The sequence below is a fragment of the Paraburkholderia sp. J69-1 genome (assembly GCF_905220255.1).
Classification (GTDB): Bacteria; Pseudomonadota; Gammaproteobacteria; order Burkholderiales; family Burkholderiaceae; genus Paraburkholderia.
In genome coordinates this window covers 20,574-35,946 of the sequence record NZ_CAJMZG010000008.1, presented here as the reverse complement: position 1 = coordinate 35,946, position 15,373 = coordinate 20,574, and the positions used below count along the sequence as shown (strand labels likewise).

The 15,373-nt window shown below is 65.3% G+C and carries 14 protein-coding genes; 2 read left to right on the top strand and 12 right to left on the bottom strand.

Annotation, left to right across the window (positions count from 1 at the left end; genetic code table 11):
• Nucleotides 1-29: 29 nt before the first annotated feature.
• The 6 genes from hutC to U5A67_RS15945 form a co-directional block, all read right to left on the bottom strand.
• Nucleotides 30-779: a histidine utilization repressor gene (gene hutC, locus U5A67_RS15970; RefSeq protein WP_321815420.1), complete on the bottom strand. Its 750-nt coding sequence runs from the start codon at nucleotides 777-779 to the stop codon at nucleotides 30-32.
• A gap of 50 nt (nucleotides 780-829) precedes the next feature.
• Entirely contained in the window at nucleotides 830-2,461 is a 1,632-nt protein-coding gene (locus tag U5A67_RS15965) for a histidine ammonia-lyase (RefSeq protein WP_321815421.1), read from the bottom strand.
• Between the two features lie 46 nt (nucleotides 2,462-2,507).
• Nucleotides 2,508-3,299: an ABC transporter ATP-binding protein gene (locus U5A67_RS15960; RefSeq protein ID WP_205984497.1), complete on the bottom strand. Its 792-nt coding sequence runs from the start codon at nucleotides 3,297-3,299 to the stop codon at nucleotides 2,508-2,510.
• Nucleotides 3,300-3,332: 33 nt separating this feature from the next.
• On the bottom strand, nucleotides 3,333-4,079 hold the full coding sequence (locus U5A67_RS15955) for an ABC transporter permease (protein WP_321815422.1): 747 nt from the start codon (nucleotides 4,077-4,079) through the stop codon (nucleotides 3,333-3,335).
• 44 nt (nucleotides 4,080-4,123) lie between these two features.
• A complete protein-coding gene (locus tag U5A67_RS15950) occupies nucleotides 4,124-4,846 on the bottom strand; it encodes an ABC transporter permease (protein WP_205984495.1) in 723 nt (240 codons plus the stop codon).
• A 116-nt stretch (nucleotides 4,847-4,962) separates the two neighbouring features.
• Complete coding sequence (locus U5A67_RS15945) at nucleotides 4,963-5,823, bottom strand: transporter substrate-binding domain-containing protein (RefSeq protein WP_205984494.1); 861 nt, start codon at nucleotides 5,821-5,823, stop codon at nucleotides 4,963-4,965.
• 412 nt (nucleotides 5,824-6,235) lie between these two features.
• On the opposite strand from U5A67_RS15945, the gene U5A67_RS15940 reads away from it, so the two are divergent.
• Entirely contained in the window at nucleotides 6,236-7,948 is a 1,713-nt protein-coding gene (locus U5A67_RS15940; protein ID WP_321815423.1) for a metallophosphoesterase family protein, read from the top strand.
• Nucleotides 7,949-7,984: 36 nt separating this feature from the next.
• Here the strand turns inward: U5A67_RS15940 and U5A67_RS15935 are convergent, their stop codons facing one another.
• The gene (locus U5A67_RS15935) at nucleotides 7,985-8,944 is read right to left on the bottom strand and encodes a sulfonate ABC transporter substrate-binding protein (RefSeq protein WP_321815424.1); all 960 of its coding nucleotides are present in this window, start codon (nucleotides 8,942-8,944) and stop codon (nucleotides 7,985-7,987) included.
• 326 nt (nucleotides 8,945-9,270) lie between these two features.
• Here U5A67_RS15935 and U5A67_RS15930 point away from each other — a divergent pair, with 326 nt between their 5' ends.
• Complete coding sequence (locus U5A67_RS15930; protein WP_205984491.1) at nucleotides 9,271-9,552, top strand: DUF4148 domain-containing protein; 282 nt, start codon at nucleotides 9,271-9,273, stop codon at nucleotides 9,550-9,552.
• Between the two features lie 187 nt (nucleotides 9,553-9,739).
• Here U5A67_RS15930 and U5A67_RS15925 read toward each other — a convergent pair whose 3' ends face one another.
• The 5 genes from U5A67_RS15925 to U5A67_RS15905 all read right to left on the bottom strand — a co-directional run bounded on the left by U5A67_RS15925 (nucleotide 9,740) and on the right by U5A67_RS15905 (nucleotide 15,209).
• Nucleotides 9,740-10,516: a response regulator transcription factor gene (locus U5A67_RS15925; RefSeq protein ID WP_321815425.1), complete on the bottom strand. Its 777-nt coding sequence runs from the start codon at nucleotides 10,514-10,516 to the stop codon at nucleotides 9,740-9,742.
• Nucleotides 10,517-10,553: 37 nt separating this feature from the next.
• Nucleotides 10,554-11,963 carry a sensor histidine kinase gene (locus U5A67_RS15920; protein WP_205984615.1) on the bottom strand — a complete coding sequence of 470 codons (1,410 nt, stop codon included), beginning with the start codon at nucleotides 11,961-11,963 and terminating at the stop codon, nucleotides 10,554-10,556.
• 51 nt (nucleotides 11,964-12,014) lie between these two features.
• Complete coding sequence (locus U5A67_RS15915) at nucleotides 12,015-12,689, bottom strand: response regulator transcription factor (protein ID WP_205984614.1); 675 nt, start codon at nucleotides 12,687-12,689, stop codon at nucleotides 12,015-12,017.
• 157 nt (nucleotides 12,690-12,846) lie between these two features.
• Nucleotides 12,847-13,536: a response regulator transcription factor gene (locus U5A67_RS15910; RefSeq protein WP_321815426.1), complete on the bottom strand. Its 690-nt coding sequence runs from the start codon at nucleotides 13,534-13,536 to the stop codon at nucleotides 12,847-12,849.
• Nucleotides 13,533-15,209, bottom strand: coding sequence for a HAMP domain-containing sensor histidine kinase (locus U5A67_RS15905; protein WP_321815427.1), 1,677 nt, complete (start codon nucleotides 15,207-15,209; stop codon nucleotides 13,533-13,535). Before U5A67_RS15905 ends, U5A67_RS15910 begins: the two co-directional genes overlap by 4 nt.
• Nucleotides 15,210-15,373 lie beyond the last annotated feature (164 nt).

Here is a 15,373-nt window from a genome sequence, read left to right as displayed (position 1 = left end):
GCATGACCAGCCAAGGCATGCCCGCTTTTTTACACCTTCCCCGCCAGATGAAAACGCGACGCCGCGTGCCAGAGCTGCACCGACGTCGCCACCACCTCGCCCACCCACGTGCGGCGCTCGACCATCAGGCAAGGCTCGCCGATTTCCATATCGAGTTGATGACGCACGTAAGCATCGGGCTTGTGCGCGTAGATGCGAAACTCGGCGCGCTGGATCGGCGCGAGCCGCACCATGTAGTGATTCGGCGTTTCCTGCGTGAAATCCTGCTGCAGATACAGCGGAAACAGCGCGGGATTCACAAAGCGGTCTTCGTACTGGATCGCCTCGCCTTCTTCGTAGTGGACGATGCGCGAATGAAATACCGGCCCGCGCGCCACGCCTAGCGAAAGCAGCGCGGCTTCGTCGTCGCTGGTTTGCAGCGCAAGCACGCGCGCCGTGTGCCGATGGCCGCGCGCGGCGATTTCATCGGCGATATTGCGGATCTCCAATACCGTCGATTCATAATCGCGCGGCGCGACAAAAGTGCCCGAACCCTGCACGCGCGTGAGCACGCCGTCGTTCGTCAATTCGCGCAGCGCGCGCGACACGGTCATGCGCGCGACGCCAAATTCCTTCACGAGCACCGTTTCGGACGGGATCGCGTCGCCCGGCTTCCAGGTGCCGTTTTCGACGCGCTCCAGCACGTAGCGCTTGATCTGTTCATAAGGCGGCGCGGTGCGGCGTGTGCGGCTGGCGCACCGCGCGGCTGCGGATGCGAGCAGGGAAGCGTCGGTGTTCATCGTCGTGGCGATTCCTTCGGCTTCGTTCGGTTCAGTGCGAACGGCGTGTCTCAGTGGCCGACCGCATCAGCTAGCGCATCACCCAGCGCATCGTTCGCGGAAGTCGCCGCGCCAGGCGCGACGTCATGCAACGCTGGCTGCGGCGCGCAGGCGAGACGATCGGCGTGCGGCTGCGCGCTCTGCGGGTCCGGCAGCGGCGGCGGATTGCCATCGGCGATCATGCGGAACGCTACCGACATATCGCCAGCCAGCGGACGATCGTCGCGATACGTCGCCAGCACGCTGCGAATGCGGCTGTAGAGCGTTTCCGTGTACGGCGCGCGCACGGCATCGACGGGTTGCAGATCGTAGGCCTGCGCGGCGGCCAGCAACTCGATGCCCAGAATGCGGCTGCTGTTCTCGATCACGGCCAGCGCCTTGAGCGCGGCGGGCGTGGCGTGGCACAGGTGGTCTTCCTGCAGGCCCGAAGTCACGCCGCCATCGAGGCTCGCGGGCGCGGCGTCGCGGCGATTCTGCGCGACCAGCGAAGCCGCCGTGTACTGCGCGATCATGAAGCCCGAACGCGTGCCGCCTGCATGCCCGAGAAACGCAGGCAAACCGCTGACGAGCGGATTGACGAGGCGGTCGAGCCGGCGTTCGGCCATCGCCGCGACCTGCGCGACGGCGGCGGCGAGACTGTCCATCGCCAGCGCGATCGATGCGCCCACGGCGTGCGCCTGCGAGAACACCTGCGGCGCGCCGGGCGTGCCATCGACGATGGGGTTATCGGTGACCGAAGCCAGTTCGCGGTCGACGATGCCGGCGGTCGCGGCGAGTACGTCGCGCGCCGCGCCATGCACGTGCGGAATCGTGCGCATGCTCAGCGGGTCCTGCGTGCGGCGGCCCAATGCGGCGGCCAGCAAACCGCTTTCGGCAAGCGCCGCGCGCATGCGCGTGCCCACTTGCGCAAGCCCCGGCGAGACGCGATACGCCAACGACTGCGCGTCGAACGCCGCCATCTGTCCGCCGAGATTTTCGAAGCTCATGGCCGCGACGGCATCGGACCAGTCGAGCAGACGCTGCGCGCGCTCCAGCGCCAGCGCAGCCAGCCCCGTCACGCAAGGCGTGCCGTTCACGAGGCTCAAGCCTTCTTTGGCCTGCAGCGAAAGCGGTTGCAGCCCAAGACGTTCGAGCGCCTGCGCGCCGCTCAGACGCTCGCCATGCCAGCGCACGTGCCCCGCGCCCACGCAGACCAGCGCGATATGCGCCATATGGCTCAGATAACCGACCGAACCGAACGCGGGTACTTCGGGCAGACAATCGGCGTTCAGGAGCGCCTCGAGCTGCTCGACCAGTTCCACGCGCACGCCCGAATGGCCGTGCGCGTAGTTGTTGATCGCCGCGGCCATGATCGCGCGCGTTTCCTGTGCACCCAGCGGCGCGCCCACGCCCACGGCGTGGCTCATGAGGATGTTGTGCGAGAGATCGTGCTGCTCGGACGGCGACACCACCACATCGCAAAGCGCGCCTACGCCCGTATTCACGCCATAGGCGCGAATACCGCGTACGACAATCTGATCGACCAGCGCGCGCGCCTGGCGAATGCGCGTACGTGCTTCATCGGCGAGTTGCAGCGGTTCGCCAGCGGCGACAGCGGCGATGTCGCGCCATTCAAGCGGACGTTCGGAACGGATGACGGCCATGATCGGGATACCTGAATATTTCCGTACAGACTGCGTTGAACTACGTTTAGTGAGCGTTGCGGTCCTGATGGCTCGATACGAACTGGCGGAAGCGCTCCGACTTCAGTTCGCCGAACACTTCCTGCGGCGTGCCGTCCGCATCGACGAGACCTTGATGCAGGAACATCACGCGATTCGACACGTGCTTGGCGAAACCCATTTCGTGCGTGACGACGAGCATCGTGCGGCCTTCTTCCGCGAGCGCGCGCATCACGCGCAGCACTTCGCCGACCAGTTCGGGATCGAGCGCCGAAGTCGGCTCGTCGAACAGCATGACTTTCGGATGCATGGCCAGCGCGCGGGCAATCGCCACGCGCTGCTGCTGGCCGCCCGAAAGATGCGCGGGATAGTGGCCCTGCTTGTCTGCGAGGCCCACTTTCGCGAGCAGCGCTTCGGCTTCTTCGGTGGCTTCGGCGCGCGTGCGCTTGAGAACGCGCATCGGGCCTTCGATCAGGTTTTGCATCACCGTCATGTGCGACCAGAGATTGAAGTTCTGGAACACCATGCCCAGTTGCGAGCGCACGCGATCCACCTGGCGGCGGTCTTCCGGCTGCAGTTTGCCGTCGCGGCGGCGCTTCATTTTCAGCGCTTCGCCTTCGAGCGCGACGGTGCCGTCGTCGGGCATTTCCAGCAGGTTCAGGCAGCGCAGAAACGTGCTCTTGCCCGAGCCGCTCGCGCCGAGAATCGAAATGACATCGCCTTTATGGGCGTCGAGCGAAATGCCTTTCAGCACATGATGCTCGCCAAAGGACTTGTGAATGTTCTTGACGGACAGGGCGACCGGTGCGGCTGCGTTCATGGGGTGACTCCGTAGATGTCCGGGGTGATCAGGTCAGGATGCGGCGCGCGGCGTTTCGAGCGACGTCAGCTTGCGCGCAGGTGCGGTCGGCGCACCGCGCAGATGGCGCGAAAGGCGCTTTTCCAGTATGCCGATCAAGCGCACCACGAAGAAGTTGAGCGCGAGATAGATGAGCGCGGCGCAGGCAAACACTTCAGTGGTCCGATACGTCTGCTGAATGATCTGTTGCGCGACGCCCGTGACTTCCCAGACCGTGACGAGACTGGCGAGCGCGGTGGATTTCACGAGCAGCACGGCTTCGGTGGAATAGGCGGGCAGACACTGGCGCAGCGCGATCGGGCCGATCACGCGACGCAGCAGCGAAAAGCCCGAGAGACCCACCGCATAGCCGGCTTCGATCTGGCCCACCGGCACGGCCATCAGGCCGCCGCGAATGATCTCCGCCGTATAGCCCGCGGTGCAAAGCGCGAGCGACAGCACGGCGCACACATAAGGTTCGCGCAGCACCGGCCAGAGAAAGCTCTCGCGGATCACGCCGAACTGGCCGAGGCCGTAGTAGACGAGAAACATCTGGATCAGCAGCGGCGAGCCGCGAAACACCAGAATGTAGGCGCGCGCAAAGCGATTGGGCAGCCAGCGCGGCGAAACGCGCATGGCCACGATCACGAGCGAAAGCAGGCCGCCCAGCACGAGCGAGGCGAAGAACAGTTCGAGCGTGGTCGGCACGGCTGCGATCAACTGGCGCAGCGTGTCGAGCAGAAAGTCGATATCGATATGCATGTCGGGGTCCGCCGCTTGATGTGCGTATTCGCGTAGAGGTGGAATCAGTTGCGCGCGAAATTGCGCTTGAAGGAGCGGCCGACATACGCTTCGGCGCGGCCGAAGATGCGGTTCGAGACGCCCGTCATGGCCAGATACAGCGCGCCGCCGGCGACGAAGAACAGGAAGTACTGATGCGTCGATCCTGCCGCCACCTGGCTTGCGCGCAGCAATTCGGCCAGACCCGTCACGGAAATCAGTGCGGAGTCCTTGAGACTGAGCTGCCACACATTGCCGATGCCCGGCAACGCGAAGCGGAATACCTGCGGAATCAGAATGCGGCGCGCCATCGTCAGCGTCGGCATGCCGATCGCGCGGGCGGCTTCGAGTTCGCCGCGCGAAACCGCCAGCACGGCGGCGCGATACACCTCGGCCTGATACGCGCCGGAGATCATGCCCACGGCCACCGCGCCGATCGCGAACGGCGGCACGCCGACGAAACCATCGGCGCCGAACAGCTGGCCGATACTCGTCACCAGCGCCGATCCGCCGAAGTAGAACAGATAGATGACGAGCAGTTCGGGCACGCCACGAAACACCGTGGTGTAGCAGTCGCCCAGCACGCGCAATACGCGAAAGCGCGAGAGCTTGGCCGCCGCGATGAGGCCGCCGAACACGGCGCCCAGCGCCAGCGCGGCGATGGTGAGCACGACCGTCATGAGCGCGCCCAGCAGCAGGACGCCGCCCCAGCCCTCGGCGCCGAAGCCGAGCATTTCGATCACTGACATGATGACTACCTCAAACTAACAAGCGACGAACCAGCAACGAAGAAGCAACGAACAAGCGAACGATCCGGCAAATCCGCCTGGAAGGCCACGCGGGCCTCCCATGCGGCTTGACGCGATCAAGGCGTCACGTCGGTCTTGAACCACTTGAGCGCGAGCTTCTTGACCGTGCCGTCGGCCTGTGCGGCGGCGATGGCGGTGTCGAATTTCGCTTTCAGATCGGCGTCCTGCTTGCGGAAGGCCAGGCCTTCGCCCGGGCCCCAGACCGGACCGGCGATCTGCGGGCCCGCCATGACGATGCTGTTCGAATCGGGCTTGCCGGCGTTGGCGGCGTAGTAGGTGACGTCGTCGAACGACGCGTCGATACGGCCGTTGGCCAGATCGAGATCGCGCTCGGGCGAGGTCTTGTAGACGCGGATCGAGGCCACGTCCTTGAAGTTGTCGGTCACGAAACGCGTGTAGATCGTGCCCGATTGCAGGCCGATGGTCTTGCCCTTGAGCGCCTTGCGCAGGCCGTCGATGGCGGGCAGATTGCTGCGCGCGTCGTTGTCGAGTTTCACCTGGCTCGCGTTGGGACCGGACTTCGGCAGGATCTTCGTGTCCGACACGGCGAAGGTTGCGGGCGTGGCCGCATACGGCTTCGAGAACGCGAGGATCTTTTCGCGGTCCGGCGTGATGGAAATCGCATCCATCAGGACATCGAACTTACCGGCCTGCAGACCGGGAATCATGCCGTCCCAATCCTGCGTGACCAGGTTGCACTGCAGTTGCGCGCGGGCGCAGAGATTGGCGACGAGTTCGGGTTCGAAGCCGCCGAGCTTGCCGCCCGGCAGGGTCAGATTCCACGGCGCGTAGCTGCCGTCGAGCGCGATCGTCACGGTCTTCCATTCCTTCGCGCCTGCGTTGCCGCCTGCCAGCAGCGCCGCGCCGAACGCGGCTCCGATCAGGGCCTTGACCAGTCGGGTGCACTTCACCTGCATGTCGCTACTCCTTGTCATCGAGCTAACCGTAATGAAGCGGGCGCAGCGTGCGGCCCGTCCGTGTTGTCTAGACAAGATTGCGGGAACAAAATGCAGGACGCAAGCGCTTTTCAATAAAAACGGGCCGATCCAGGGAATGCCCTGGCAATCCCCGATAACTGCACTAGAACGGCGCATTCCATCGACGAATACGGTGTCATTCCGGCGCATTGACGCGATTCGGGCGCGGTTCGCAGGCCTTGAATCATCGCGAGTTAACTAGACGACTTATTGCGGATCGCTTGTGGCGGCTGGCTTGGCGCCCCGTGTGTGTCATCGCGAGGTCATGCAAGAAAGCCATCGTTTCGCCGACACTCTCCCTGCAAAACGCGCAGTCGCGTGCTCGCGCTGCCCGGTCACGAGGCGATTCGACATGACGAACAAGAACATTCCCGATACACCGTCCACCGATTCCACCAGCGGCGTGTCGCGCCGCGGCTTTCTGAAGCTCGCCGGCGCATCCGGCTTTGCGAGCGCGGCGGGCGCCGCCGCGGCGCTCTCCGGCGCGGCGAAAGCCGATACGGCCACGCCCGACGGCACGCCCGAGCAGATTCACCTGACCTGGGGCGCGGACCCGACGAGCGAAGTGGTGGTCTCGTGGGCCTCGCTTGCGGCCGCCACGCGCCCGCGCGTGACCTATACGACCGACCGTGGCCGCCGCGACACCGTCGACGCGATCCAGCGCACCTACACGGACGGCCTCACCGGCGTGGTCGTGTTCACCTATCACGCGCGTCTGCGCGATCTGCACGCGGACACGACCTATCGCTACGAAGTCACCGCCGATAACGACAGCCACGCGGGCAATCCCTTCAACGCGACCTTCAAGACCGCGCCGCACGGCCGCAAACCGTTCCGTTTCACGAGTTACGGCGACCTGGCCACGCCCAACACGGGCTGGGTGTTGTCGTCGCCGCAAAGCCGCTTTGCCGTGGAAGCCGTCGAGCGCTTCCAGCCGCTGTTTCACCTGCTCAACGGCGACCTGTGCTACGCGAACCTGAATCCCGCGCATCAGACCGAGGTGTGGCGCGACTTCGGCAACAACAACCAGACGTCGTCGTCGAATCGTCCGTGGATGCCTTGTCCGGGCAATCACGAAATCGAGTTCTACAACGGCGCGCAGGGGCTGGATTCGTATCTGACGCGCTATACGCTGCCCGATAACGGCACGCGCTTTTCGGGGCGCTGGTATCGCTTTTGTGTGAGCAATGTGCTGTTCATTTCGCTCGACGCCGACGATGTGGTCTATCAGGACGCCGCCGCTTTCGTGGCCGGTCCCGCGCCGCTCGTGCCGGTCGCCAGCACCGGCAATGCGCCGATTGCGGCCGGCACCTCGTTCTACGTGCGCGGCTACAGCAACGGCGAACAGACGCGCTGGCTCGAAAAGACGCTGCATCAGGCCGCGCAGGACGACGATATCGACTGGATCGTCGTGCAGATGCATCAGGACGCGCTCAGTTCGTCGAAGACCGGCAACGGCTCGGACAAGGGCCTGCGCGAGGCGTGGCTGCCGCTGTTCGACCGCTATGGCGTGGATCTGGTGGTGTGCGGCCACGATCACGATTACGAGCGCAGCTATCCGGTGCGCGGCTGCAATCATCATGCGGGCGTGGATGCGAAGACGGGCGAGCCCGTCGATACGCTGCAGCCGAAGCCGGTCGCGCACGCACAGCTGGCGCAGGCGGGCGCGAACACCTTCGACACGAGTCACGGCACCATCCACCTGATTCTGGGCGGCGGAGGCACCAGCGCGCCGCTCGACGTGTATGGCGTGGATGCGGGTAACGGCAATCCGCAGGCGCAGATCTTCACGAAGCCCAACCGGCCGGTGCCGAACACGGCCGCAGGCGCGGCGGCGGGCTCGTATGTGCGTCCGGGCGCGGACGCGCTGGAGGACGCGATCTGGTCCGCGCAGCGCGATACGGGTACCGGTTATGGGATTGCGGTATTCGATGTGGACCCCGGCGCGCATGGCGGCAAGACCACCATCACGATGAACTACTATCACGCGCCGGGCGCCGACCAGACGCCCACCTCGAACTACGAGCTGTTCGAGACCGTCACGTTGACGAAGTCGCGCGGCTGATCGGCCAGTTCAAGGCAATGGTAACCACGGCGGCGCTCAGACGAGACCTGAGGCCGCCGCCTGCAGCACGTCCACCCGTCTGGGCACGAGACCCAGTTCGAGGAAGGTATCGGCGATCTTCTGCTGCTCGCCGAGAATCGACTTCGTGATGGGAACCGCGCCGAATTCATTGCGATCGACGGCCTGCTGCACGACCGGCGCGGGCAGGCCCCAGAGCTTCGCCAGTTCCGCCGCATATTCGCTGCGATGGGTCTTGCCCCATTCTTCCGTTTTCGCGATTTCGTCGATGACGATGCGGATCACGTCGGCGTTCTGCTGCGCGAACTTCTGCGACGAAAAATAGAAACCGCGATTGCCGACTACGCCGCTTGCATCGGCGAGTACGCGTGCGCCCAGGTTCGTCTGCGCGGCCGCGTAGAACGGGTCCCAGATCACCCACGCGTCGATCGAGCCGTTTTCGAACGCGGCGCGCGCGTCGGGCGGCGAGAGGAACACGGGGCGCACATCGGCGTAATCGAGACCGTGTTTGCGCAGCAGTTGCACGAGGAAGTAGTGCACATTGCTGCCCCGATTGAACGCCACGCGCTTGCCCTTGAGATCCGCCACGTCGCGCAACGCGGAATTGCGCGGCACGAGCACGGCCTCCGAGCGCGGACGCGGCGGCGTGGCCGCCACATAGGCGAGCGGCGCGCCAGCGGCCTGCGCGAAGATCGGCGGCGCTTCGCCCACATCGCCGAAATCGATCGAGCCGACGTTGAGCGCTTCGAGCTGCACCGGCCCCGCGTTGAATTCGGTCCAGGTGACGTTGACGCCCAGCGGCGCGAGCCGTTGTTCGAGCGCGCCACGGCCCTTCAGGATGCTCAGCGCGCCCTTCTGGTTACCGATGCGCAGCGTGCGCGGCGCGGGCGCCGCCAGCACGCGTGAAACGTCGAGCGCGGGCAGCGCGGCAGCGGCGGCGCCCAGGGTGAATTTGAGGAAGTCGCGGCGTGTGCTCATGGGATCGATTCTTTAACCGGTGCGTAAGGTTCGACCGATTCTACGAAGCGCATCGCCCACGCAGAACGATGAAGTTTTCCGATGCAAAGCAGCGCAAGGACTAAGCGGCATTGCGGCGCGGCATTGCGGCAGCGGCATCGAGGCGCGCTATTTCCCGCGCCACGCCTTTCTCAACGTTTCCTGGCGTTTGTCTAAACATTCTTTCATGGTGATGCATCGGGTTCGATAGGCTGACCTAACTATTCTCTCCATACCGGAATGCGCCTGATCGCATTCGCCAGCCGGCCAACGCGGCCAACAAATACGTTCTCTGGAGGATAGTTTCCATGAAGTCGCTCATGCTCATCGCTGCTTTCGCAGGTGCTGTTGTCACCACGTCCGCTTTCGCCCAAACCGCCGATACGGCCCCCGCGCAGAACGCCCAGCCGGCCACGTCGACCCAGGTCGCCATGAACAACACGGCCACCGCGTTCAACAACGGCGGTTGGGTAGCACCTTATGGTCAGCCGGTGCATCAGAAGACGCGCGCCGAGGTCTATCACGAACTCGTGCAAGCCGAACAGGATGGTCAACTCGCCTACCTGAACTCGACGCTCTACGCGCATTGAGGCCTTGTTTTACGGGCTCAAAGCGCCGTCAGGGCGGCGCTTGCGCGGTATCTGGAGGTTCATGCGAAAGCGGCACGCTCGATGCGTGCCGCTTTGCTTTTTGCGCGACAGGTACACGACCCATGACATGCATGTGACCTGAAATCCCATAAGCGGTTACCTTGGGTTCAGGTCGCGTGTTTTGGGTTTACGCGTGCTTCGGCAGCGTGAGTTGATAGCCGTATCGGCTGATGGTTTCGATGCGCACTTCGATGGCTTCGCGTTCGAGTTTGCGGCGCAGGCGCGAGACCACGAGGTTCACGGTGGAAGGATCGATATCGTCTTTTTCGGGCCACGCGTAGCGAATCATCTGATCGCGCGGCACCGGCATATCGGCCTGACGCAGCAGACATTCGACCAGCAGGTATTCGCGGCGCGTGAGTTCGGCGCGGCGTGCGCCTTCGACGATCTCGCGCGTGCTCGCATCGAGCAGCGGCAGGGGCGTCTCGCCGTCCGTACTCAACGATGCGCCGGATTTTGTGCCCGTTCTTGCGCCCGCTTTTGTGCCCGCTTTTGTGCCCACTTGCGCGCTCAACGCCGTGAGCGCAGCGGGCGCCGGGCCCGTGCGCAGCAGCGCGAGCATGCGCTCGTGCATTTCGATAAACGAGAACGGATAACGGAAGCACGCATCGGCGCCCGCACGCAGCAGTTGCGAGCGCGCGGCGGCGGTCGCTTCGATGCCGAGCACGGCGATGATGGTCGCGCCTTTGGTCGCTTCGGCGAAGCGGGGCAGGAGCGCGAGCAGTTCGGGCAGCATGGCGCCGTCGAGCGCGACGGCGATCACCGCGTCGAACGGCTCTTCGCCGGCGACATAGAGACCGTCGCGCAGCTCTTCCGCGCGTTGCAGGCTGTGGGCGCTTTCCTGCAGGGCCTTTTGCAGCCAGGCGCCTTCGGCGTGGCTGGGCGAGATGAGGAGAATGCGCATTGCTTCGTAACGTCTTTTAAGGGCTTGTCTGCGTCGTTCAGGTCAGCGCGCGCGGCCAGCATTCCACGCTCATGCGCGCGCCTGGACCGTGCGATGTTCCAGCGGCATCGCCGATGGCGAGATCGCCCGCATCGGCGATATGCAGCGTGAAGTCGTGCACGCGCAACACCGCGGCCACCACGCTCAGACCCAGACCGGAACCGGCGATATGGCGTACCGCGTCGCCGCGATAGAAGCGCTGGAGCACGGCGGCGCGTTCGGCGGGCGCGATGCCCAGACCGTTATCGGCGACATCGAGCATCGGACCGGACGCGGTCGAGCGCAGCCGCACGCTGACGATGCCGCCATGCGGCGCGAACTTGATCGCGTTGTCGATGAGGTTGCTGAAGGCTTCGAACAGCAGCGCGCGGTCGCCGTGAATTTCCGTGACGGCTTCGGTATGCACGCGCCAGTCGATCTCGCGGCTTTCCGCGAGCGGCTCGTAAAGCTCGGCGAGTTCATCGACGAGTTCGCGCAGATCGACGGTCGCAAAACCGCCGCGCCGATGCAGCGTGCCGATCTCCGAAATGCGCAGCATCGCGCGGAAGCGTTCGAGCAGCTGACCGGTTTCGGTGCGCGCGCGATCCATCATGTCGGCGCCTTCGGTATCGGCGCGCAGGCTTTCGCGCTCGGCAATGCGCGCGAGCAGCGTGTGCAGATGCACGAGCGGTGTGCGCAGATCGTGCGCGATCCCATCGCAGGCGCCCTTCACTTCGCCCATCAGCCGTTCGACTTCGTCGAGCATGTGGTTCACGAGATGCGCGAGCATGTCGAGTTCGTCGTCGCCGCCCACGGGCAGGCGTTGATCGAGATCGCCACGCGCGATGCATTGGGTCACGCGGCGGAATTCGCGCACGCGGCGAATCTGCCGCAAGCCGAGCGCGAAGCCGCCCGCCGCCGCCGCCAGCAGCGCGAGCACCGCGCCGACCACCAGCGTACGCACCATGAATTCGCGGATTTCCAGCACGTTCGTCATGTCGCGCGCGACCACGAGGTGCATGCCGTTGGGCCGCACTTCGGCGAGCGCGCGCACGATCGGCGACTGCACGCGGTCGCGCAGATTGAGCGTGTGGCGCAGCGTGCAGCCCACGCGGTCATAGGTGATGCTGGCCGGCGCTTCGAGCAGATCGCCCGCGACGTAACGGCCATCGGCGGTAAACAGGCCGTAGTAGTTCACGTGCATGCGTTCGTGCTCGAGACGCTGATAGATCGCGTCGGGCAGTTGCGCATCGGGAATCGAATCGAAGTAGATGAGCTGCCAGCCCATGATCGTGTCGGTATCGCGCTCGATCGAACGGGTGGCGCTCCAGGCGATAAAGCCCACGAGCAGCGTGAGGATCACACCGAACAGCACGGTGTAGGCGCACAGCCAGCGGAACGTGGTGGTGTGCCAGCGGCGGCGCGGCATCGCGGGCGCCGTGGACGCAGAAGGTAAGGAGGGACGGCTCGACACGCAGGTTTATCCGAGAATGTAGCCGGAGCCGCGCACCGTCTGGATCAGCGGCGGCACGCCCGGCGGATCGATTTTCTTGCGCAGGCGGCCCATATGCACGTCGATCAGGTTGGTGCCCGGATCGAAGTGGTAACCCCACACGGCTTCGAACAGCATCGTGCGCGTGATGGTCTTGCCTGCGTGGCGCATCATGAATTCGAGCACGCGGTATTCGGTGGGCAACAGCGCGACTTCTTCGCCGTCGCGGCGCACCTTGCGCGAGATCAGGTCGAGTTCGAGCGGGCCCACGTTCAGCGCCGTTTCGCGCGTGACCGTGGCGGCCTGACGGCGGCGCAGCAGCACTTCGAGGCGCGCGGTCAGTTCTTCGGGATCGAAGGGTTTGGTGAGGTAATCGTCGCCGCCCGCGCGCAGACCGCGCACGCGTTCGTCGACGTCGCCCAAAGCGCTCAACATCAGCACCGGCGTCTGGATGCCGACCGTGCGCATCGCGGTGAGGATCGACAGGCCGTCGACGCCCGGCAGCATGCGGTCGAGCGTGATCGCGTCGTATTCGTCGCTCATCGCGCGCGCCATGCCGTCGCGGCCGTTGTCGACCCAGTCGACCACGAAGCCGCGCTGGGTTAATTCACTGACTATTTCGTTAGCTGTGACGGCATCGTCTTCCACCGTCAATACACGCACCTGACTCATTTCCTCGCACTCCGCCGCGCGTCACCAGCGCGGCCTCTCTCGAAGTGCGAGTTTACCGTCGTCGGGCCGCCGTGCCGCGCCAGCTTTCATGAAATTAAATTTAGGTTTGCAAATACCCGGCGATGTTTTGTCGATGCTTGCAAACCGCTTACGGGTTGCTTCCCAGTGGGGTGGCGCGCAAGTCGAGCTGATAACCGTAGCGGTTGATCGTCTCGATCTGCGTGCGCGCGCCGTGCGTGATGAACTTGCGGCGCAGGCGCGAGACCACGAGATTGACGCTCGACGGCTCGACATCGCCTTTCTCGGGCCAGGCATAGCGGATCAACTGTTCGCGCGCGACCGGCGCGTTGGCGTGGCGCAGCAGGCATTCCACCAGCAGATATTCGCGCGTGGTGAGCGAGATGCGCCGGTCTTCTTCGACCAGATCGCGCGTGAGCGGGTCGAGCCGCGCGAGGCTCGGCCCCGCCTGGGTGAGCGCCGTGCGGCGCAGCGCCAGCATGCGCTCCTGGATTTCGAGCACCGACCAGGGCTGCACGAAGCAGGCATCGGCGCCCGCACGCAGCAGACGGGCGCAATCGGCCGGCGTCGCACGCGTGAGCGCGATCACGACGGCGGGCGCGTCGGGCAGGCGCGTGAACGAGGCGAGCGCGTCGGTGAGGCCATCGTGCGCGTGTGCGCCGCTCGCGCACAGGATCACCGTGTCGAAGGGTTCGTGGGAGGCGAGATAGACCGCGTAGTAGAGGTTGTCGGCAACCTCGACGCTGTTGAGGCTCTCGCTCAGCGCCTTGTATAGATAGCTCCGCTCCGCGTCGGAGGAGGAGCACAACAGAACTCTCATTGTTGGCGCGTGGTAGACCGGGAGTGATGAGACCAGCAGTCGATGGTGACGGTCGTGCCCGTGGTGGTGGGGGAGGTGGTGCCCAGGTTCAAGTGAGCGGTCGCTTCGCTTGCGTCGCCGATCGACAGGCGGTAGTCGTGCAAGCGCAGCACCGCCGCGACGATGCCGAGGCCCAGACCCGTGCCCGGCACATGGCGCGCCGCATCGCTGCGGTAGTAGCGGCCGAGCACCGCGCTGCGTTCGGCGGGGGCGATGCCGGGGCCGTTATCGGTGACGCTGAACTGCGCGCCGGCAGCGGTGGCATGCAGCGCGACGCCGACCTGGCCGCCTTGCGGCGCGAACTTGATGGCGTTGTCGAGCAGATTGCTGAAGGCTTCGAAGAGCAGCGCGCGATCGGCGTGAAGGGGGGCGACGTCGGCCAGCGTGATACGCAGGTCGATCGTTTTGTCTTCGGCGAGCGGGGCGTAAAGCTCGCATAGCTCGGTCACGAGGTCGGGCAACGCTACCTCGGCGAACGCGCTGCGCCGCTTGATCGCGCCGATCTCCGAAATGCGCAGCAGCGCGGCGAAGCGCTCTAGGACCGTGTCGGCCTCGTCGCGGGCGCTTTCGATCACCTCGGCCACCGCGGGCTCGCCACGGCTGTGAAGGGTCTCGGCGGCATGCGAAAGACGCAGGCGCAGCCGCGTGAGCGGCGTGCGCAGGTCGTGGGCGATGCCGTCGCAGGCGCTTTTGACTTCGCCGATCAGCCGTTCGACCTCGTCGAGCATGCGGTTGACCAGATCGGCCAGCATGTCGAGTTCGTCGCGGCCGACCACGGGCAGCCGTTCGCCCAGTTCGCCAGCGGCGATGCGCGCGGTCGCACGGCGGATCTGCGCGACGCGCCGGATCTGCCGCATGCTCAGCAGCAGCCCGGCGCACAGACTGCCGCACAGGCAGAGCAGGCCACCGCCGAACAGCGCCTTGAGCAGTTCGCCGTGGACGTGGCGCACATCCGACAGCGTGCGCGCTACGACGAGGCGCGAGCCGTCCGCGCGGACTTCGCCCATCGCGCGCAGCGCCGTCGGGTCTTGCGGGGCGGCGGTGGTATCGACCAGCAAGCTCTGGCCGCTGGCGTGCTCGTGCGAGCGGCCCCACGGGTCAAGAGCGAGTTTCGGCGGCAAAGTGCGGATGTCGCCGGCGAGCCAGCGGCCGTCCGCGCTGAACAGGCCGTAGTAGTTCTGTTGCCGGTTTTCGCGATGCAGGCGCGCATTGAGGGTGGCGCCGAGCGTCGCGTCGCCGCGCGAATCGAAATAACGCAGTTGCCAGCGCAGGCCGCTGTCGGTCTCGCGCAGCATCGCGTGGGTCACCGAATACTCGATAAAACCGAGCAACACCATAAAGGACACCGAAAACACGGCGGCGTAGGCGGCGAACCAGCGAAAGGTCGTGGTCTTCCAGCGCTCATGGCCGAGCCCGGCTGCCGTGGCGTGCGCCGGTTCGGCGTCCAGTGGTGCGCGCGTGTCGCGTCCCTGCGACACCTCCGGCACGAAAGCGCCCATGCGGCCGGCGACCCAGCCGGGCAGGTTCATCGTGCGCCCCGTGCCGGATGCGGCTGCCGGAGCGTCGGGCGTGGTGGCATCGTGAATTCGCTGGCTGACATGACTTCCCTCGATGACGGTCCTCGTTGAGCGCACGAGCGCCATCTTTGCGCGCGTGCCCGGCCATCTTAGTGGGCACGACTTGCCCAAACCGCATCGCGACGATGAAGAGAGGGTCATGTCCTTACCGTCGGTTGACGTGAAGCTGTCAATTTGTCAATTCGGATCTACGCGAGGCGTGGGCGGGCATGGATGCGCGT